The sequence below is a fragment of the Pelomonas aquatica genome (genome assembly GCF_026712205.1).
Taxonomy (GTDB): domain Bacteria; phylum Pseudomonadota; class Gammaproteobacteria; order Burkholderiales; family Burkholderiaceae_C; genus Pelomonas; species Pelomonas aquatica.
In genome coordinates this window covers 46,276-63,892 of the sequence record NZ_JAPPUW010000014.1, presented here as the reverse complement: position 1 = coordinate 63,892, position 17,617 = coordinate 46,276, and the positions used below count along the sequence as shown (strand labels likewise).

General features: G+C 71.0%; 15 protein-coding genes and 1 pseudogene. 12 read left to right on the top strand and 4 right to left on the bottom strand.

Translation table 11 applies throughout. The annotated features are described in order from the left end of the window. Nucleotides 1-40: 40 nt before the first annotated feature. Nucleotides 41-1,063, bottom strand: coding sequence for a LacI family DNA-binding transcriptional regulator (locus tag NYP07_RS15810; protein WP_268152079.1), 1,023 nt, complete (start codon nt 1,061-1,063; stop codon nt 41-43). A 32-nt stretch (nt 1,064-1,095) separates the two neighbouring features. Next, the gene (locus NYP07_RS15805; RefSeq protein WP_268152077.1) at nt 1,096-3,048 is read right to left on the bottom strand and encodes a glycoside hydrolase family 3 protein; all 1,953 of its coding nucleotides are present in this window, start codon (nt 3,046-3,048) and stop codon (nt 1,096-1,098) included. 297 nt (nt 3,049-3,345) lie between these two features. On the opposite strand from NYP07_RS15805, the gene NYP07_RS15800 reads away from it, so the two are divergent. The 5 genes and pseudogenes from NYP07_RS15800 to NYP07_RS24145 all read left to right on the top strand — a co-directional run. Next, on the top strand, nt 3,346-4,692 hold the full coding sequence (locus tag NYP07_RS15800; RefSeq protein ID WP_268152075.1) for a GH1 family beta-glucosidase: 1,347 nt from the start codon (nt 3,346-3,348) through the stop codon (nt 4,690-4,692). A gap of 132 nt (nt 4,693-4,824) precedes the next feature. After that, complete coding sequence (locus NYP07_RS15795; protein WP_268152073.1) at nt 4,825-6,063, top strand: ABC transporter substrate-binding protein; 1,239 nt, start codon at nt 4,825-4,827, stop codon at nt 6,061-6,063. 2 nt (nt 6,064-6,065) lie between these two features. After that, nucleotides 6,066-6,935, top strand: a complete 870-nt coding sequence (locus tag NYP07_RS15790) for a carbohydrate ABC transporter permease (protein WP_268152071.1) — start codon at nt 6,066-6,068, stop codon at nt 6,933-6,935. Beyond that, on the top strand, nt 6,932-7,792 hold the full coding sequence (locus tag NYP07_RS15785; RefSeq protein ID WP_268152069.1) for a carbohydrate ABC transporter permease: 861 nt from the start codon (nt 6,932-6,934) through the stop codon (nt 7,790-7,792). The genes NYP07_RS15790 and NYP07_RS15785 overlap by 4 nt, the downstream gene beginning before the upstream one ends. Nucleotides 7,793-7,876: 84 nt before the next feature. Then, a pseudogene (locus NYP07_RS24145) lies at nt 7,877-8,530 on the top strand (hypothetical protein); the annotation flags it as partial. 132 nt (nt 8,531-8,662) lie between these two features. Here the strand turns inward: NYP07_RS24145 and asd are convergent. Continuing rightward, a complete protein-coding gene (gene asd, locus NYP07_RS15775) occupies nt 8,663-9,499 on the bottom strand; it encodes an archaetidylserine decarboxylase (RefSeq protein WP_268152065.1) in 837 nt (278 codons plus the stop codon). A gap of 34 nt (nt 9,500-9,533) precedes the next feature. Between asd and trhO the strand changes: the two genes are divergently transcribed. From trhO to NYP07_RS15740, 7 genes are all read left to right on the top strand, one after another. Beyond that, a complete protein-coding gene (gene trhO, locus NYP07_RS15770; RefSeq protein ID WP_268152063.1) occupies nt 9,534-10,331 on the top strand; it encodes an oxygen-dependent tRNA uridine(34) hydroxylase TrhO in 798 nt (265 codons plus the stop codon). A gap of 107 nt (nt 10,332-10,438) precedes the next feature. Continuing rightward, the gene (locus NYP07_RS15765) at nt 10,439-11,740 is read left to right on the top strand and encodes a UDP-N-acetylglucosamine 1-carboxyvinyltransferase (protein ID WP_268152061.1); all 1,302 of its coding nucleotides are present in this window, start codon (nt 10,439-10,441) and stop codon (nt 11,738-11,740) included. A gap of 108 nt (nt 11,741-11,848) precedes the next feature. Continuing rightward, nucleotides 11,849-12,754, top strand: a complete 906-nt coding sequence (locus NYP07_RS15760; RefSeq protein WP_268152059.1) for a hypothetical protein — start codon at nt 11,849-11,851, stop codon at nt 12,752-12,754. An 8-nt stretch (nt 12,755-12,762) separates the two neighbouring features. Continuing rightward, nucleotides 12,763-13,671 (top strand): pseudouridine synthase, encoded by a 909-nt coding sequence (locus NYP07_RS15755; protein ID WP_268152057.1) that lies wholly within the window; start codon nt 12,763-12,765, stop codon nt 13,669-13,671. Next, entirely contained in the window at nt 13,668-14,744 is a 1,077-nt protein-coding gene (locus tag NYP07_RS15750; protein WP_268152055.1) for a GGDEF domain-containing protein, read from the top strand. The genes NYP07_RS15755 and NYP07_RS15750 overlap by 4 nt, the downstream gene beginning before the upstream one ends. 55 nt (nt 14,745-14,799) lie before the next feature. Further along, nucleotides 14,800-15,675, top strand: coding sequence for an amino acid ABC transporter substrate-binding protein (locus NYP07_RS15745; RefSeq protein WP_268152053.1), 876 nt, complete (start codon nt 14,800-14,802; stop codon nt 15,673-15,675). 102 nt (nt 15,676-15,777) lie between these two features. Next, a complete protein-coding gene (locus NYP07_RS15740) occupies nt 15,778-16,764 on the top strand; it encodes a GGDEF domain-containing protein (RefSeq protein WP_268152051.1) in 987 nt (328 codons plus the stop codon). A gap of 3 nt (nt 16,765-16,767) precedes the next feature. On the opposite strand, the gene NYP07_RS15735 is transcribed toward NYP07_RS15740, so the two are convergent. Continuing rightward, nucleotides 16,768-17,586 carry an HDOD domain-containing protein gene (locus tag NYP07_RS15735; protein ID WP_268152049.1) on the bottom strand — a complete coding sequence of 273 codons (819 nt, stop codon included), beginning with the start codon at nt 17,584-17,586 and terminating at the stop codon, nt 16,768-16,770. Between the last annotated feature and the right edge of the window lie 31 nt (nt 17,587-17,617).

Sequence of the window (17,617 nt, the reverse complement as noted above, 5' to 3'; positions counted from 1 at the left end):
CAGGGTTTGGTCGAGGCCCGTCGGGAACGGGTGCCTGCGCTCAGCCGCGCCGGCGCGAGGCGGGCGCCGCGACCGAGGCGCGCCAGGTCACCGAGATGTCGAACTGCCGCGACACCGGCAGCGCCATGCCGTAGCAGCGGTTCAGCAGCCAGCTCAGGCCGGCCAGCGTGACCTCGTGGCTGGGGATGTGCACCGAGGTGAGGCGGGGTGCGGTGAATGCGGCGCCGGGCGAGTCGTCATAGCCCAGCACCGACACCGCCTGCGGCACCGACACGCCGCGCTCCTGGAAATGCGCGAGCAGGCCGATGGCCGTCTCGTCGTTGGCGCAGAACACGGCGGTGGGCAGGCGCTTGCGCGCCAGCAGCGCGTCGGCGGCGTCCCAGCCGGCCTGGTTGGAGAAGTCGCCCGGCAAGGTGACGATCTTGCTCACGTCCAGCCCGCGCTGCGCCAGCTCGCCCATGAAGCCGGCCAGGCGCACGACGTTGTCGGGCGAGGTGGTGGGGCCGGACACCACGGCGATGTCCTTGTGCCTGTGCTGCAGCAGCGCGCGCGCCGCCTGCACGCCACCCTGCACATGGTCGGCCGTGAAGCACTGCTCCCTGATGCGGTCGAAGTGGCGGTTCAGCACGACCACCTGGCGCTGGGCCGGGCCGAGGGCCCTGATGTCCTCGTCCTGGATGGCGTTGGACAGCACGACGAGGCCGTCGCAGTCGCGGTCGAGCAGGAAGCGCATGCCGTCGTTGGCCTCGACGCGCTCGTCCTCAATGCCTTCGCCGAAGGCCACGACCATGTGCAGGCCCTTGCCGCGCAGCAGGGTGTCGATGACGCGCAGGATGGGCGTGTAGTAGGTGCCGCGCAGGAAGGGGATGTAGACGCCGATCAGCCTGGACGTGCCGGCACCCAGCGAGCGTGCGGTCTGCGAGGGCCGGAACTTGAGCTGGGCGATGACCTTGCGCACGCGCTCGGCCGTGGCCGGCGCGACGGAACCGTTTCCGCTGATGACGCGCGAGGCCGTTCCCACGCCCACGCTGGCCAGCCTCGCCACGTCCTTGATCGTTGCCATTCGCCCTCTAGGTCTGCCGGGGGCGGATTGAATCACAGTGGGCAGATGGGCTGCGGGTCGGCTGGCTCGGGGAGCGGCTTGGTGTTCGCCGGCACTTCCTTGCCGCTCAGGCCGCCGCCGAGCGGCCACCAGGGCCTGGCCTCGTGGCTGCTGAACTGGCAGGGGCCGGCGGGCCAGGGGAAGGGCAGGCGGCCCGTGAACCCGGCCCAGGGCCCGCCATCGGCGGCGGCGACGAGCACGTCGGCCAGGCCGGCGCCCTCCGTGCCCGGCAGCCAGGCGGCGACGAAGGCATCGCTCAGGTTGGCCAGGTCGTTCACGTACAGCGGCCGGCCCGAGTACAGCAGCGTGATGACGGGCGCGCCGCGGCCGGCGACGCGCCGCAGCAGTGCCAGATCCTCGGGATGGCGGCGGCTGTGGCGCAGGTTGTCGGTCATGCGGATGTCGCCCTCGCCCTCGGCATAGGGTTGTTCGCCCAGCACGGCGACGACGGCGTCGAAGCGGGCCGGGTCGCTGTGCGTGCCGTCGGCGTCGAAGCCGACCTGGGCCGCGCCCAGGCGCCGGCGCAGCGCGGCCAGCAGCGTCGTGCCCTGCGGATAGTCGGCATTCGTCGTGTCGCGGCCCTGCCAGGTCAGGCTCCAGCCGCCGCTCTGCAGGGGCAGGCTGTCGGCCGCCGCGCCGACGACCAGCACGCGCGACCGGGCCGGCAGCGGCAGCAGCCCGGGCCTGTGCTTCAGCAGCACCAGGGACTCGCGAACCGCGCGCCGCGCCAGCTCGGGCGCCTGCGTGGCCTCGACGGTGGCGGGTACGGCCGACGGCATGCCGACGCTGAACTTCACGCGCAGGATGCGGCGCACCGCGTCGTCGATGCGGCCCATCGGGATGCGGCCCTGCTCGACGGCCCGCACGGTGTTGGCGATGAAGGGCTTCCAGTGAAAGGGCACCATGACGACGTCGATGCCGGCATTGATGGCGGCGGGGCAGTCCTCGGGGATGCAGCCGGGCAGCTGGGCTATGCCGTCCCAGTCGCTCACCACCAGGCCGTCGAAGGCCAGGCGGTCCTTGAGCACCTCGGTCAATAACGTGCCGTTGCCGTGCATCTTGCCGTGCTCGACGTAGCCGGCACCGTCGGTCCAGCTGCTGAAGGAGGCCATCACGGTCAGCACGCCGGCGTCCAGCGCGCCGAGGTAGCCGGCGCCGTGCACCTGGGCGAGTTCGGCCGGCGTCGCGTGGCTGACGCCCTGGTCGATGCCGCGGCGCGTGCCGCCGTCGGCGACGTAGTGCTTGGCCGTGGCCAGCACGCCGCGGCCGTCCTTGAGCCCGTCCTGCAGGCCCTCGACCTCGGCCTGACCGAGGCGCCTCACCAGGGCCGGGTCGGCGCTGAAGCTCTCGTAGCTGCGGCCCCAGCGCAGGTCCTGCACGACGGCCAGCGTGGGCGCGAAGGTCCAGTGCAGGCCGGTGGCGCGCACGGCGCGGGCCGTGGCGCGGCCGATGTCGCGCACGAGGTCGGCATCGCGCGTGGCGCCCAGCGCGATGTGGTGCGGGAACAGGGTGGCGCCGCGCACGTTGTTGTGGCCGTGCACGGCGTCGGTGCCCCACAGCAGCGGCACGCCCGGCGTGGCCTGCCGGGCCGCGGCCTGGAACTGGTCGGACAGCGCCCGCCATTGCTCGGGCGTCGCGCTGCGGTCCTGGCCCGGCCAGCCGCCGCCGCCGTTCAGCACCGTGCCGATGGCGTAGTCGCGCACCTCGTCGGGCGTGATCGCGCGGATCTCGGGCTGGGTCATCTGGCCGATCTTCTGGCGCAGGCTCAGGTCCTTCAGCGCGGCCTCGACGCGGGCTTCCAGGGCCGCGTCGCGTGCGGGCCGGCGCGCCGGCCAGGCCTGCACGATGGAATCGGTTCCGGCGGCGTTCGCCGGGTGGGCGGCAGCGCTTGCCAGCGCGATCAGGCAGGCCAGCAGGCCGGCGCGAGGGGAGGTGTTGCGTTTCATCGTCGTCTCGGGCTTGAGGTCGCGACGGTAGGTGTTGGATAAATCAAGCGTCAATCCCGGGGCGACTTCGGTTGACAACTCCGAGGGCGCCGAATTAGATTTGCGCCGCACATGGAACCGATTCCATCTTTGCGACCGCGACCCGGCCGACGAGCGAACTGGACGAACCAGGAGGCACGACATGCCCGGCACCGAGCGCAGCGCCGGCGCCGTCACCCGAACGCGCCTTGTTGTCACTTCGATTGCAACCCCGTATGAAACCGCCGGCTTCGCTGCCGGTGCCACCCTGTCCGCCTGATGAGCTCCAGCAAGGCCCCGACCCGTCAAGACTTCCCCGCCGACTTCCGTTGGGGCGTGTCCACCTCCTCGTTCCAGATCGAAGGCGCCGGCCAGGAAGACGGCAAGGGCGAGTCCATCTGGGACCGCTTCTGCCAGCAGCCCGGCCGCATCCGCGATGGCTCCGACGGCCTCGTCGCCTGCGACCATTACCACCGCTGGCCGCAGGATCTCGACATGGCGAAGCAGCTCGGCGTCAACGCCTACCGCTTCTCCGTCGCATGGCCGCGCATCCTCCCGCAAGGTCGCGATGCGGTTAACGAGGCCGGCCTGGCCTTCTACGACCGGCTGGTGGACGGCATGCTGGAGCGCGGCCTCGACCCCTGGGCCACGCTCTACCACTGGGATCTGCCGCAGGCGCTGCAGGCCGGCGGCGGCTGGACCTCGCGCGACACCGTCGCGGCCTATCTCGAATACACCGATGCCGTGACGCGCCGCCTGGGCGACCGCGTCAGGCACTGGATCACGCACAACGAGCCCTGGTGTTCCTGCATGATGGGCTACTGGGAGGGCGTGCACGCTCCCGGCGGCACCAGCCTGGCCGATGCGATGCAGGCCTGCCACCACGTGCTGCTGTCCCACGGCCAGGCGGTTTCCCTGATCCGCCGCAACTCGCCCGGCGCCCAGGTCGGCATCACGCTGAGCCTGCACCCCATCGCCGCGGCCTCCGGCAGCGCCGAGGACGTCGCCGCCGCCGCTCGCCACGACGGCCTGCGCAACCGCTGGTTCCTGGACCCGCTGTCCGGCCGCGGCTACCCCGCCGACACGCTGGCACTGCTGGGCGAGGCAGCACCGCGCGTCGAGGCCGGCGACCTGGCGGCCATCGCCACCGCGACCGACTTCCTCGGCGTGAACTACTACTTCCCCGAGAGGGTCGCCGACGACCCGGCCGGCGGCCCCATGCGCGCCAGACTGGTCGAGCGCGAAGGCGTGGAGCGCACCGGCTTCGGCTGGGAAGTGTCGCCCCAGGGCCTCGTCGACCTGCTGACCCGCATCCAGCGCGACTACGCACCCGCCGCCATCCAGCTCACCGAGAACGGTTCCACCTTCGAGGACGTGCCGACCCCCGAGGGCCGCGTGCACGACAAGGAACGCCTGTCCTATCTGCAGCGCCACCTGGCCGCGCTGCGCCGGGCCATGGACGCCGGCGTGCCGGTCAGGGGCTATTTCGCATGGAGCCTGCTGGACAACTTCGAATGGGCCGAAGGCTATCTGCGCCGCTTCGGCCTGGCCTATGTGGACTATGCGACGCAGCAGCGCACGCTGAAGGACAGCGGCCTCTGGTACGGCCAGTTTCTGAATGAATGATTAACCTATGGATGACTACATTCAAAGGGGAGAGAACAATTTCTAAATGAAAGATTACAGGGTCGTCCCTCAGGCGCAGCCGCGCCCGACGCGAGACACTGCGCGCGCCGCCCCACAAGACCCGGAGACCGGATGAAGCCCCCCCGCCACGCCCTGGCCGCCGCCGCGCTCGCCGCCGCGGCCCTCCTGCCCGCCACCGCGCAGCCGCCGCTGAAGGCCGAGGTCATCCACTGGTGGACCTCGGGCGGCGAGTCCGCCGCCGTCAAGACGCTGGCCGAGGCCTATCGCGCGCAGGGCGGCGTCTGGGTGGACACCGCCGTCGCTTTGGGCGAGCAGGCCCGCTCGGTCGCCATCAACCGCATCGCCGGCGGCAACCCGCCGACGGCCGCGCAGTTCAACACGACGCAGCAGTTCCGCGACATCGTCGACCAGGGCATGCTGAACAACGTCGACGCCGTGGCCCAGCGCGACGGCTGGGACAAGTTCCTGCCCGAGACCGTCCTGCAGGCCATCAAGGTCAAGGGCCACTACTACGCCGCGCCGGTCGACATCCACAACATGACGTGGTTCTGGTACTCCAGAGCCGCGTTCAGGAAGGCCGGCATCGCCGCGGAGCCCAGGAGCTTCGACGAGCTCTTCGCCGCGCTGGACAAGCTCAAGGCCGCCGGCCTCGTGCCGCTGGCCCACGGCGGCCAGCCCTGGCAGGACGGCATCGTCTTCACGGCCACGCTGGCGCACTACGGCGGGCGCGAGCTCTACCTGAAGGTCTTCCGCGACCGCGACCCCAAGGCCATCCTGGGCGAGGACTTCAAGAAGGTGCTGCTGGCCTTCAAGCGCCTGCAGGGCTACACCGACAAGGGCTCGCCGGGCCGCAACTGGAACGACGCGACCGCCCTGCTCATCAATGGCCGTGCCGGCGTGCAGATCATGGGCGACTGGGTCAAGGGCGAGTTCGCGCAGGCCCGGCAGGAGGCTGGCAAGGACTACGGCTGCAGCCCCGGCTTCGGCCCCAACGCGCCCTACATCGTGCAGGGCGACGTGATGGTCTTCCCCAAGACCGACAAGCCCGACCAGATCAAGGCCCAGCAGCTGCTCGCCAGCGTCATCACGCAGCCGGCAACCCAAGTCGCCTTCAGCATCAAGAAGGGCTCCATCCCGATCCGCACCGACGTGGATGCCAGCAAGATGGACATCTGCGCCCAGATGGGCGTGGCCGCGATGAAGGACAAGTCCCGCCAGCTCGGCAACGGCGAGATCTACATCACGCCCGACCAGAACGGCGCGCTGCAGGACGTGCTGACCGGCTACTGGAACCGCAACGTCCCGGTCGAGAAGGTCCAGAAGGACATCGTCAACGCGCTGAAGTCCTGACGATGAAACGACCTTCCCTCGCAGCCTGGGGAGCACTGCTGCCGCTGACCGTCATCGTCGTCGTCGGCTATGTCGGCACGGCGTTGTGGACTGCGAGGACGTCGGTGTCCAGCTCGCGCACCTTCCCGAACAACGACTTCGTCGGCCTGCAGCAGTTCGCGCGCCTGCTCGACAACGAACGCTGGCAGCAGGCCATCCACAACCTCACGGTCTACGGCGTGCTCTACATCGCCGCGGCCATGCTCATCGGCTTCCTGCTGGCCGTCTTCATCGACCGGAAGGTGCGCGGCGAGGGCGCGCTGCGCACGGCCTTCCTCTACCCCTACGCGATGTCCTTCGTCGCGACCGGCCTGGTCTGGCAATGGGTGCTCAACCCCGACAGCGGCCTGCAGAACGCGATGCAGCAGCTCGGCTGGAAGGACTTCCAGTTCGACTGGATCGTCGACCAGGACAGGGTCATCTACACCGTCGTCATCGCCGGGACGTGGCAAGGGGCAGGGCTCGTCATGGCGCTGATGCTGGCCGGCCTGCGCGGCATCGACGAGGAGATCTGGAAGGCCGCGCGGCTGGACGGCGCCCCGACCTGGCGCGTCTACCTCAGCGTGGTGCTGCCGATGATGGGGCCGACGCTGGCCACCGTCTTCACGCTGCTGGCCACCGGCGTCGTCAAGGTCTTCGACACCGTCGTCGCGATGACCCAGGGCGGCCCCGGCACGGCCAGCGACGTGCCGGCCAAGTTCATCATGGACCACCTGTTCGGCCGCGCCAACCTCGCGCTCGCGTCGGCCGGCGCGGTGATGCTGTTGATCACGGTGCTCGCCCTCGTCGCGCCGCTGGCCTATCTGCGCAGCCGCCGGAGAGATCGGGCATGAAGCGCAGGGCCACCCAGACCTGGGCGCGTCTCGGCATCTACGCCTTCCTGATCTGCGCCGCGGCCTTCTTCCTGCTGCCGCTCTATGTGATGCTGGCGACCTCGCTCAAGAGCATGGACGAGATCCGCCTCGGCCAGCTCTTCGCGCTGCCCGCCGCGCCCAGCTTCGACGCCTGGCGCGCGGCCTGGAGCGAGGCCTGCACGGGCGTCAGCTGCGAGGGCATCCGCGGCGGCTTCTGGAACTCGGTCGCCATCACGGTGCCCTCGGTCGTGCTGCCCATCCTGCTCGGTGCCATCAACGGCTATGCGCTGAGCTGGTGGAAGCCGCGCGGCGGCGAGTGGCTGTTCGGCACGCTGATGCTGGGCGCCTTCATTCCCATCCAGGTGATGATCTACCCGCTCGTCAAGCTGGAGGCCGCCATCGGCATCTACAGCAGCCTGCCCGGCATCGTCGTCGTGCACATCGTGTTCGCGATGCCCATCATGACCCTGCTGTTTCGCAACTACTACGCCGGCCTGCCCGGCGAGCTCTTCAAGGCGGCGCGCGTGGACGGCGGCGGCTTCTGGCGCATCTTCGTGCAGCTGGTGCTGCCGATGTCCACGCCCATGCTCATCGTCGCGGCCATCATGCAGATCACCGGCGTGTGGAACGACTACATCCTGGGCCTGACCTTCGCCGGCCGCGACCACCTGCCGATGACGGTGCAGCTCAACAACGTCATCAACACGACGACCGGCGAGCGCCTCTACAACCTCAACATGGCCGCGACCATGCTGACCTCGGCCGTGCCGCTGCTGGTCTATCTGATCTCCGGCCGCTGGTTCGTCCGCGGCATTGCTGCGGGAGCCGTCAAGTGAGTGGCGTCGGCATCCAGGGCCTGGACCTGCAGGCCCGCGCGGCCGGCGTCTTCCTGTTCGACGAGCCCCTGCTGAGCGCCTTCGATGCCGCCGGCGAGCTTCGACCGAGCCGAGCCATGGGGTGGCTCCCTTGGGCGGTGGCGGCCGCCTTCGCCGTGCAGGCGCCGGGGCTCGCGTCGGAGGGGGCATCCTGGCCACGATGCCCCCATGACCGGGTTGTTATTGATCAGCACCAGCCTGATCGCGCTGCTCGGTGCGACGCTGCTGGTGCTGGCCCGTCTGGAGCCGCAGCACCGGCACATCGGCGAATGGGGCTGGAGCCATATCTGCCTCGCGGCCGGCGTGGCGCTCGCCCCGGCCTGCGCGCGGTCGCTGCACTACCGCGCAGGCCGTCGCGGCCACGGCCGTCATCATCGCGTCGCTCGCGCTGCAGCTGGCCGGCGCCGCCCACTAGGCGCGCCGCCCCTGGCCCGCTCCGTGTTCACCCACGTCTTCGGCACCTATGTGCAGGGCATCCTCGCGACGGCGCTGATCCTGCTGCCCGTGCGCCGCGCCCACCGCGAGACCGAGCGCGCCACCGAGGCGCTGCGCCGTCAGGCCCTGCACGACGAGCTGACCGACCTGCCCAACCGCCACGCGGCGCTGGACCGGCTGGCCGAGCTGACGCGCCCCGGCAGCCCGGGCTTTGTGCTGCTGTCGGCCGACCTGGACCGCTTCCAGCTCGTCAACGAGAGCCTGGGTCACGAGGTGGGCGACGCGCTGCTTCAGGCCATCGCGCGGCGGCTGCGCGAGGCCCTGCCCCCGAGGCCCTGCTGGCCCGCCTCGGCGAGGACCAGTTCCTGCTGCCGGAGGCGGCGGGGGCGCTGCTCGTCAGCGCGCCATCCACTCACCCATCCTGATCGCGCCGCCGGGCTGCCAGGCCGGGTTGAACTGCAGGCCGCGGTGCTGGAACAGCATGACGACCGTCGAGCCGAGCAGGAAGCGGCCCATCTCGGCGCCCTGGGCCAGCGTGACCTGGCCGGGCGCGTAGTCCCACGCCCGCACCGGGCCGCCGCGCTTGATGAGACCCTGCCAGACCGTGGCCATGCTGCCGACGATGGCGGCGCCCACCAGCACCAGCACCCAGCGGCCCAGGGCCTCGTCGTCGAACACGCAGACGACGCGCTCGTTGCGCGCGAACAGCCCCGGCACGCCGCGCGCCGTCGTCGGGTTCACCGAGAACAGCTCGCCCGGCACATGCACCATGCGCACCAGGCGGCCGGAGGCCGGCATGTGGATGCGGTGGTAGTCCCGGGGGCTGAGGTAGAGGTTGGCGAACAGGCCGTCCTGGAATTGCGCGGCCAGTTGGGCGTCGCCGCCGACCAGGGCAGCGGCCGTGAAGGCCCGGCCCTTGGCCTGGAAGATCTGGTCGCCGGCGATGCGGCCGACCTGGCTGATCGAGCCGTCCACGGGGCAGACCAGCGGCGCGGTGGCGATGGGCCGTGCGCCGGGCTTCAGTGCCCGCGTGAAGAAGTCGTTGAAGGTCGTGTAGGCGCCGATGTCGGGCTGGGCCGCCTCGGCCATGTCGACGCCGTAGCGCACGACGAAGCGGCGGATCGCCGAGGTCGTGATGCCCCCCATGGGCTTGGCCGCGAAATGGCCGGCGAGGCGGGTCAGCGCCAGTTTCGGCAGCAGGTATTGGGGCAGGACGGCGAGGCGGTCGGACATGGCGCGGCAGTGTACGGGTCGACAATTCGCCCTCATGGCCCTGCTGCACAGCTCCTTCTACCGTTTTACCCCGATGGCGGACCCCGGCGCCTTCGCCGGCTGGCTGCGCGAACGCGGCGCGGCGCTGGCCCTCGGCGGCGTCGTGCTGGTGGCCAAGGAGGGCCTCAGCGCCGCCATTGCCGGCGCGGCCGAGGCCGTGCAGGCCCTGGAGGCCGAGCTGCAATTGCAGCCCGGCCTGGCCGGCCTGCACTGCAAGCACAACGCCTGCGAGCGCCGGCCCTTCAGCCGCTTCAAGGTGTCGGTCAAGCGCGAGATCGTCGCCTTCGGCGTGGCGGGGGTGCGCGGCGACGCGACCGACACCCACGTCGGCCCGCAGCGCTGGCGCGAGCTGCTGGCCGACCCGGACACCGTCGTGCTCGACAACCGCAACACGTTCGAGTTCAGGCTCGGGCGCTTCCGCGGCGCCATCGACCCCGGCGTGGCCCACTTCCGCGACTTCCCGGCCTATGTCGAGGCCCACCGCGAAGAATGGCGGGGCAAGACCGTCGCGATGTACTGCACCGGTGGCATCCGCTGCGAGAAGACGGCGGCCTGGATGCAGGCCCAGGGGCTGCAGATCGCCCAGCTGGACGGTGGCATCCTGAACTTCCTCGAGACCTTCCCCGACGCCGCAGCCGATTGGGAGGGTGAGTGCTATGTCTTCGACAAGCGCATCGCCATCGACGCGGCCGGCCGCGAGACCGGCACGACGGCCGAGGCCGTGTTCACCGACCCGGCCGACGCGTGGCGGCTGAACCGGGCTCGACGGCTGGACCCGGCGGCGGAGGATTGATTCCCACAGATCGGAACAAAGCTTCCGGGCCGCGGCCGATGCGCCGCGCAGCAAACGCCGACAATGCCAACGCGCGCCGCTTGCGCGCACCGAAATTCCCTCATTCGATGTCCCATCTGATCGTCCACGGCGGCACGCCCCTCTCCGGCCGCATCGTCCCCTCGGCCAACAAGAACGCCGTCCTGCCCATCCTGTGCGCGACGCTGCTGACCAAGGCTCCGGTGCGCCTGCGCGGCGTGCCCGAGATCACCGACGTGAAGAAGATCGTCGAGGTCTTCCGCAAGCTCGGCTCCAGGGTCGAGCTGGACTTCAAGACCGGCATCCTCGACGTCCATCACGAGCACACCCGCTTCGACCCCAACGCCGACCGCCTGCCCGAGGAGATGCGCTCCTCCATCATGCTGGTGCCGGGCCTGATGGCGCGCTTCGGCGCGGCGCGCATCGAGGACGACGTCAAGGGCTGCACGCTGGGCGCACGCGAGATCGACCCGCACGTCGAGGTCTTCGAGCGCTTCGGCGCCCAGGTCGAGCGCCTGCCCGACGGCCTGATCCTGCGCGTGCACCGGCCGCTGACGGCCAACGCGCACTGGACGGACTACGCCTCCGTCACGACGACCGAGAACTTCGTGCTCTGCGCGGCCCTGGCCGACGGCGTCTCCACGCTGACCAATGCCGCCAGCGAGCCGCATGTGCAGGAGTTCTGCAACTTCATGTCCATGCTGGGCGCGAAGATCGAGGGCCACGGCACGTCCAAGCTGAAGATCACCGGTGTCGATGAACTCGGCGGCGCCGACTACACGTTCACGGAAGACTTCCACGAGATCGTCACCTTCCTGGCCCTGGGCGCCATCACCGGCGGCGACGTGCGCGTGAAGAACGGCGCGCCGGAGATGTTCCCGCTGCTGGACCGCACCTTCGCGAAGTTCGGCGTGCTGGTCAATCACGAGGACGGCTGGAGCCGCGCGATCACCGACGGCCCGCTGAAGGTCAAGGAGCCCTTCACGCGCACCATCCTGCAGAAGGTCGAGGCGGCGCCCTGGCCCTATGTGCCGGTGGACCTGCTGCCCATCTTCGTGGCCCTGGGCGTCAGGGCCGAGGGCAGCGTGATGTTCTGGAACAAGGTCTACGACGGCGCGATGGGCTGGACCAGCGAACTCGCCAAGTTCGGCGCCCACGCCTTCCTGAGCGACCCGCACCGCATGATCACCTTCGGCGGCAAGCCGCTGAGCCCGGCCGAGGTCGAGAGCCCCTACATCATCCGCGTCGCCATCGCGCTGCTGATGGTGGCCGCCAGCATCCCGGGCCGCAGCGTGATCAGGAATGCGACGCCGATCCGCCGCGCCCACCCCAACTTCGTCGAGCACATCGGCGAGCTGGGGGCGCGCATGGAGTGGGTGGACGGCGACTGAAGATGAATTTCAAAGGCAACCACAGAGGCACGGAGGCACAGAGCAAAGTTCTCTGTGTTTCCTCCGTGCCTCCGTGCCTCTGTGGCTGCATTTCTGCATTTCACTGAAATGCGCTCCGCGCTGGCCCTGGCCGCCTTGATGACGGTCGTCGTCGCGGCTCATGCCGCGCCGCCCGTCGACACCATCCGCTGGGTGGCCCAGGACGTGCCGCCCCACTTCAGCTTCGTGCAGGGCCGTGCGCCGCGCACGGTTGCCGAGCTCGGCGGTGGCGAGGTGGACGGCTTCATGCGCGTGCTGCTGGCGCGCATGCCCGGGTTCCATCACGAGTTCGTCGAGGCCAGCACGACGCGCTACGAGGCCGAGAGCCGCCGCGGCGAGACGCTGTGCTCGGCGCTGCATGTGCGCACGCCGGCGCGCGCCGGCTGGCTCTATTTCTCCCACCTCTATCCGGCACTGGCCTCGCGCGAGATCCACGTCATCGTGAGGCGCGGCGCGCTGGCCCAGCTCGGCCAGGGCAGGCTGCAGGACGGCCGCATCGTGCTGGCCGACCTGCTCGGGCGCCCGGACCTGAGCCTGCTGCTGGCGCGCGACCGCGCCTTCGGCGCCCAGATCGACAACCTGCTGGCCCAGCATGTCGTGCCGCGCCTGGCCGTCGGCGCCCAGCACAGCCACCGGCTGCTGGACATGCTGCGCGCCGGCCGCATGGACTACACGCTGGAGTACCCGGCCGTCGCCGCGGACTACCTCAGGCGGGTCGGCGAACCGGACGCCCTTGTCGCGCTGCCGGTGGTCGAGGGCCTGAGCACGCTGCTGTCCTATGTTTCCTGCAGCCGCACGCCCAGGGGCCGCCGCCAGATCGAGGCCGTCGACGCCGCCGTGCGCGCCCTCGCGCGCGAGCCCGACCGCGCGGCCTGGGTGAGGCAATGGCGCGGCGACAGCGTCGACCCCGCCGACCTGAGGCGCCTGAACGCCTACATGGACGAGCGCGCCCGCGGCGGGCCGCGCATCGAATAGGCTAGGCCATGGCCAGGCCGCCCAAGCCCGCCCTGCCGCTGCGCGATGGCGTGGCCGCCAGCGCCGTGTTCTGCCCGGCCGGCCCGTGGCCGAGCTACAGCGCCTTCCTGAACGAGCGCCTGCCGCGCGTGCTCGACTGGCCCGAGCGCATCGCGCGCGGCGACGTCGTCGACGACGCGGGCCGGCCGCTGCCGGACTCGCCCTACCGCGCCGGCCGACGCGTCTACTACTGGCGCTACCTGGAGGCCGAGCCCGAGGTGCCCTTCGACGCCCGCATCGTGTTCCGGGACGCGCACCTGCTGGTGGCCGACAAGCCCCACTTCCTGCCCGTCACGCCCGGCGGCCTGTATGCGCGGCAGACGCTGATGGCGCGGCTGCGCCATGCCACCGGCCTCGAGGACCTGATCCCCGTGCACCGGCTGGACCGCGAGACCGCCGGCCTCGTCGTGTTCAGCCTGCGGCGCGACGAGCGCGACGCCTACCACCGGCTGTTCCGCGACCGCGCCGTCGCCAAGGTCTACGAGGCCGTCGCGCCGCGGGGCGAGGGCCCCTGGCCGCGCACCGTGCGCCACCGCCTCGCCGAGCCCGACGGCGAGAACTTCATGCAGATGCAGGTCGTCGACGGAGCGCCGAATGCCGAGACCTGGATCGACCTCGTCGAGCCCCTCGCGAGCGGCCTGGCCCGCTACGAGCTGCGCCCGCACACGGGGGTGCGCCACCAGCTGCGCGCACAGATGAACGCGCTCGGCCTGCCCATCGCCGGCGACCGCATCTACCCGCTGCTGCAGCCGCACGAGAACCCGCCGCGCTTCGACGCGCCGCTGCGGCTGGTCGCGCGCGAGATTTCGTTCACGGACCCGGTCACCGGCACGCTGCGCAGTTTTTCACGCAGCGCCGCGACAATGGCGCCGCCATGATCTCGCCGCCCGACACCCAGGCCCAAGTGCAGGAACTGCGCCGCCGGCTGCAGTCGCTGCTGGACGCCGCCCATGCCAACGAGCGCAAGCTGGACCGCTTCGACGCGCTGGAGCGCCGCCTCGTCGCGGTGAGCTCGATGGAGGAGCTGGTCAACCTGCTGCTGGTCGACTGCCGCGCCGAGTTCGGGCTGGACGCCGCCGAGCTCTGGCTGCTCGACCCCGACGACGAGCTGCGCCGCTCGCTGCCGACGCTGCCCATGACCAAGGCGCCGCGCCTGCTCGACGGCCACGGCCCGCTGAAGGAGATGTTCGGCGCCGCGCGCACGACCCGCCTCATTGGCCCCGGCCCGCATTCGGGCCTGCTGGACGGCGCCTTCGAGCCCGACGCCGGCGTGCGCTCGGCGGCCCTGCTGCCGCTGATCCGCCAGGGTCTGCTGATCGGCAGCCTGCACCTGGGCTCGCGCGACCCCGAGCGCTACGACGCCAGCTCCGGCACCAAGTTCCTGGACCGGCTCGCCGCCATCGCGGCCATCGCCATCGAGAGCATGCTCAACCGCGAGCGCCTGCGCCGCGCCGGCATGACCGACGGCCTGACCGGCGTGCACAACCGCCGCTACTTCGACCACCGCAGCCTCATCGAGTTCAGCCAGGCCGTGCGCCACCGCTACCCGCTGGCCTGCCTGTTCCTGGACATCGACCACTTCAAGGCCATCAACGACGGCCACGGCCACCCGGCCGGCGACGAGGTGCTGCGCCAGGTGGGGGGGCTCATCCAGCGCTCGCTGCGCACCGGCGACCTGGCCGCGCGCTACGGCGGCGAGGAGTTCGTCGTGCTGCTGCCGCGCACCGACCTGGCCGGCGCTCGCGAGGTGGCCGAGCGCATCCGCCAGATGGTGCAGGAGGCGCCCTTCATCACGCCCGACGGCGGCACCGTCGGCGCGACGCTGTCGGTGGGCCTGGCCATGCTGCCGGCCGGCGCGACCAGCTTTGCCGACCTGCTTTCCCTGGCCGACCGGGCGCTCTACGATGCCAAGCACGCTGGGCGCAACCGCACGGTGTCCGTCACGGACTAGGGTGGCGCCTCCCCTGGCCCGTCATGGGCGCATCTGGGGCTCACAATCCTCGGCCATGAAAATCCTCACGCCGCTCATCCTCGCCCTCGGCGTCAGCGCCGCCGGGGCCGGCCCGGCGCTGGACCGCATCCAGTCCAGCGGCCGCATCGTGCTCGCCCACCGCGAGTCCTCCGTGCCCTTCAGCTATCTGCTGCCCGACGGCCGGCCCGTCGGCTATGCGGTCGACCTGTGCCTGAAGCTGGCCGAGGCCGTGCGCCAGCGCCTGAAGCTGAAGACGCTGAGCCCGCAATTCCTGCTCGTCACGCCGGCCAACCGCCTCCAGATGGTGGCGGAGGGCAAGGCCGACCTGGAATGCGGCTCGACGACCAACAACGCCGAGCGCCGCCAGCAGGTCGCCTTCACCGTGCCCCACTACATCACCGGCGCGCGCTACCTCGTGCGGGCCGACAGCGGCATCGGCGACCTCGTGCAGTTCGAAGGCAAGACCCTGGTGTCCACCAAGGGCACGACGCCGCTGAAGTCCATCACCCAGGCCAACGGCGAGCGCGCGCTGCACATCAACATCGTCGAGGCGCCCGACCACGCCAAGGCGATGGAGATGCTGGCCGCCGGCCAGGCCGACGGCTTCGTCATGGACGACGTGCTGCTCTACGGCATGGTCGCGGCGCGGCCGGACGCGGCCAGGTTCCGCGTCGTCGGCAAGCTGCTGACCATCGAGCCCCTGGCCATCGTGCTGCCCAAGAACGACCCCGAGTTCAAGGCCATCGTCGACGACGAGATGAAGCGCCTCATCGCCAGCCACGAGGCGAACGCCATCTACGAGCGCTGGTTCATGAAGCCCATCCCGCCCAAGAACACGGCGCTGAACCTGCCGATGAACTACCTGCTCAAGGACTTCTGGAAGTACCCGTCCGACCAAGTCCCGTATTGACCCACCCCCTGCCGGCTTCGCGGCGCCCAAACGCCCAGACAAACCCCGAGCGAACTGGGACCGAAGGCCCTGACAATTTGTGGCGCAGTCCCCGCGTCACCGATGAGCACCGAAACCCTCGCCGAACCCCTCTCACGCGCCGGTCCGCGCCGGCTGGGTTCGCTGAGGCTGCGGCTGATGCTGGGCGTGCCGCTGCTGAGCGGCCTCGTCGTCGCGGTCTTCGAGTGGAGCCTGGGCGGCTTCGAGTCGCTGCGCGAAGGCCTGGCGCGCACGGGCCTGCTCGTGCTGCTGCTCAGCGCGGCGCAGCTGCTGTTCGTCGAAGCCCTGCTGCTGCGCCCGCTGCGCCGCCTGGCGGCCGGCTGCGAGGCGATGGAGTCGGCGCCCATGCCGCTGACTCCCGCGGCCGACCTCCCCGCGTCCGGCCTCGCGGCCGAGCTGGACCGCATCGGCCATGCGATGCGGCGCGCACGCGGCTCGCTGTGGCAGCAGGACCAGGACGCCCGCGAGCTGCGCCGCGAGCTGGCCCAGCAGCGCCATCTGCTGGAGCAGGCCCGCTCGGCCCTGGACGCCAACCAGCGCGAGCTGGCCAGCCTCGCGCGCACCGACGCGCTGACCGGCATCGCCAACCCGCGCGTCTTCGACGAGGCCCTGCGCCGCGAGTTCAAGCGCGCCCAGCGCCAGCGCGGCCTGCTGGCGCTGGCCGTGCTGGACCTGGACCAGTTCAAGCAGTTCAACCTCGCTCACGGCAGCGTGGTGGGCGACCGGGCGCTGCAGCGCGTGGCGGCGCTGCTCAACGAGCGCTTCAAGCGCGACACCGACGTCGTTGCCCGCCTGGGCGGCGAGGAGTTCGTCGTGCTGCTGCCCGGCTTCGGCATGGCCGAGGCCCAGGGCGTGCTGGAGCTGCTGCGCGACGAGCTGCGCGCGCTGCGCCTGCCCGACGGCCAGGGCAGCCTGACGCTGAGCGTCGGCCTCGCCGCGGCCAGCCCGGCCCATCCCTATCTGAGCGCCCAGGCGCTGATGCAGGCGGCCGACGAAGCCCTCTACATCGCCAAGCACGCCGGCAGGGACCGGCTCAGCCTGGCGGCCTGAAGGTCAGCGCCCGTGCTCTTGCGCGGCGAGCAGCTGCTCGTTGACGCGCCGCGCGGCGCGCAGCACCAGGGTCTCGTCGAGCTGGGCCTGGGGCGCGATCTGGCTGGCGATGTCGTCGAGCTGGTCGGGGTGGTTCAGCAGCGCCCAGGCCACCGTCGAGATCGCGCAGACGCTGCGCCGCGCCAGGCTCTCGGGCATGGTCAGCGTCGTCTGCACCTCGACGTGATGGCGCACGCTGGCCACGGCCGCCGGCGCCAGGCCCCAGCTCTCGCACAGGGCCGCGCCCAGCGCGTCGTGGCTGACGCCGAAGGCCGTCCTCTCGAGCTCGATGAGCTCGGCGTCGCGCGTGGCCGCGCGCAGCATGGCCGGGTAGTGGGCCGGCGCATGGCGGTAGAGCACCGCCTTGCCGCATTCCTCGAACAGGCCGGCCGAGTGCGCGGCCCAGGGGTCCACGCCCAGCATCTGGCCCATGCGGCCCATCAGCAGGCCGCGCTGGGACGCGCGCGTCCACACCGCTTCCAGCTCGACCGCGGCGGGGAAGGCGGCGCGCAGGCCCATCTCGAAGGTGATGGCCGCGACCTCGCGCATGCCGAGGTAGGTCAGGGCCTGGTGCACCGTCTGCACGCGGCCGCGCAGGCCGTACAGCGACGAGTTCACCGCCTTCATGACGGCGGCGGCCAGCGCCATGTCGGTCTCGACCAGCGAGGACATGGCCTGCAGGTCGATGTCCTCGGCCGCCATCAGCAGCGAGAGCTTGACCAGGACCTCGGGCTGGGTCGGGATCTCGATGTCCAGATTGCGCAGTTGAGGATCGACGGGCATGGTGGGTGGGGGCGCTGGGGGATGCCCGATG

Bases quoted from the DNA above. Each gene is read 5' to 3' on its own strand.
- NYP07_RS15810 (WP_268152079.1), bottom strand. From the start codon at position 1,063: ATGGCAACGATCAAGGACGTGGCGAGGCTGGCCAGCGTGGGCGTGGGA.
- NYP07_RS15790 (WP_268152071.1), top strand. From the start codon at position 6,066: ATGAAACGACCTTCCCTCGCAGCCTGGGGAGCACTGCTGCCGCTGACC.
- NYP07_RS15795 (WP_268152073.1), top strand. From the start codon at position 4,825: ATGAAGCCCCCCCGCCACGCCCTGGCCGCCGCCGCGCTCGCCGCCGCG.
- NYP07_RS15740 (WP_268152051.1), top strand. From the start codon at position 15,778: ATGAGCACCGAAACCCTCGCCGAACCCCTCTCACGCGCCGGTCCGCGC.
- asd (WP_268152065.1), bottom strand. From the start codon at position 9,499: ATGTCCGACCGCCTCGCCGTCCTGCCCCAATACCTGCTGCCGAAACTG.
- NYP07_RS15760 (WP_268152059.1), top strand. From the start codon at position 11,849: ATGCGCTCCGCGCTGGCCCTGGCCGCCTTGATGACGGTCGTCGTCGCG.
- NYP07_RS15735 (WP_268152049.1), bottom strand. From the start codon at position 17,586: ATGCCCGTCGATCCTCAACTGCGCAATCTGGACATCGAGATCCCGACC.
- NYP07_RS15805 (WP_268152077.1), bottom strand. From the start codon at position 3,048: ATGAAACGCAACACCTCCCCTCGCGCCGGCCTGCTGGCCTGCCTGATC.
- NYP07_RS15765 (WP_268152061.1), top strand. From the start codon at position 10,439: ATGTCCCATCTGATCGTCCACGGCGGCACGCCCCTCTCCGGCCGCATC.
- NYP07_RS15800 (WP_268152075.1), top strand. From the start codon at position 3,346: ATGAGCTCCAGCAAGGCCCCGACCCGTCAAGACTTCCCCGCCGACTTC.
- NYP07_RS15750 (WP_268152055.1), top strand. From the start codon at position 13,668: ATGATCTCGCCGCCCGACACCCAGGCCCAAGTGCAGGAACTGCGCCGC.
- NYP07_RS15745 (WP_268152053.1), top strand. From the start codon at position 14,800: ATGAAAATCCTCACGCCGCTCATCCTCGCCCTCGGCGTCAGCGCCGCC.
- NYP07_RS15755 (WP_268152057.1), top strand. From the start codon at position 12,763: ATGGCCAGGCCGCCCAAGCCCGCCCTGCCGCTGCGCGATGGCGTGGCC.
- trhO (WP_268152063.1), top strand. From the start codon at position 9,534: ATGGCCCTGCTGCACAGCTCCTTCTACCGTTTTACCCCGATGGCGGAC.
- NYP07_RS15785 (WP_268152069.1), top strand. From the start codon at position 6,932: ATGAAGCGCAGGGCCACCCAGACCTGGGCGCGTCTCGGCATCTACGCC.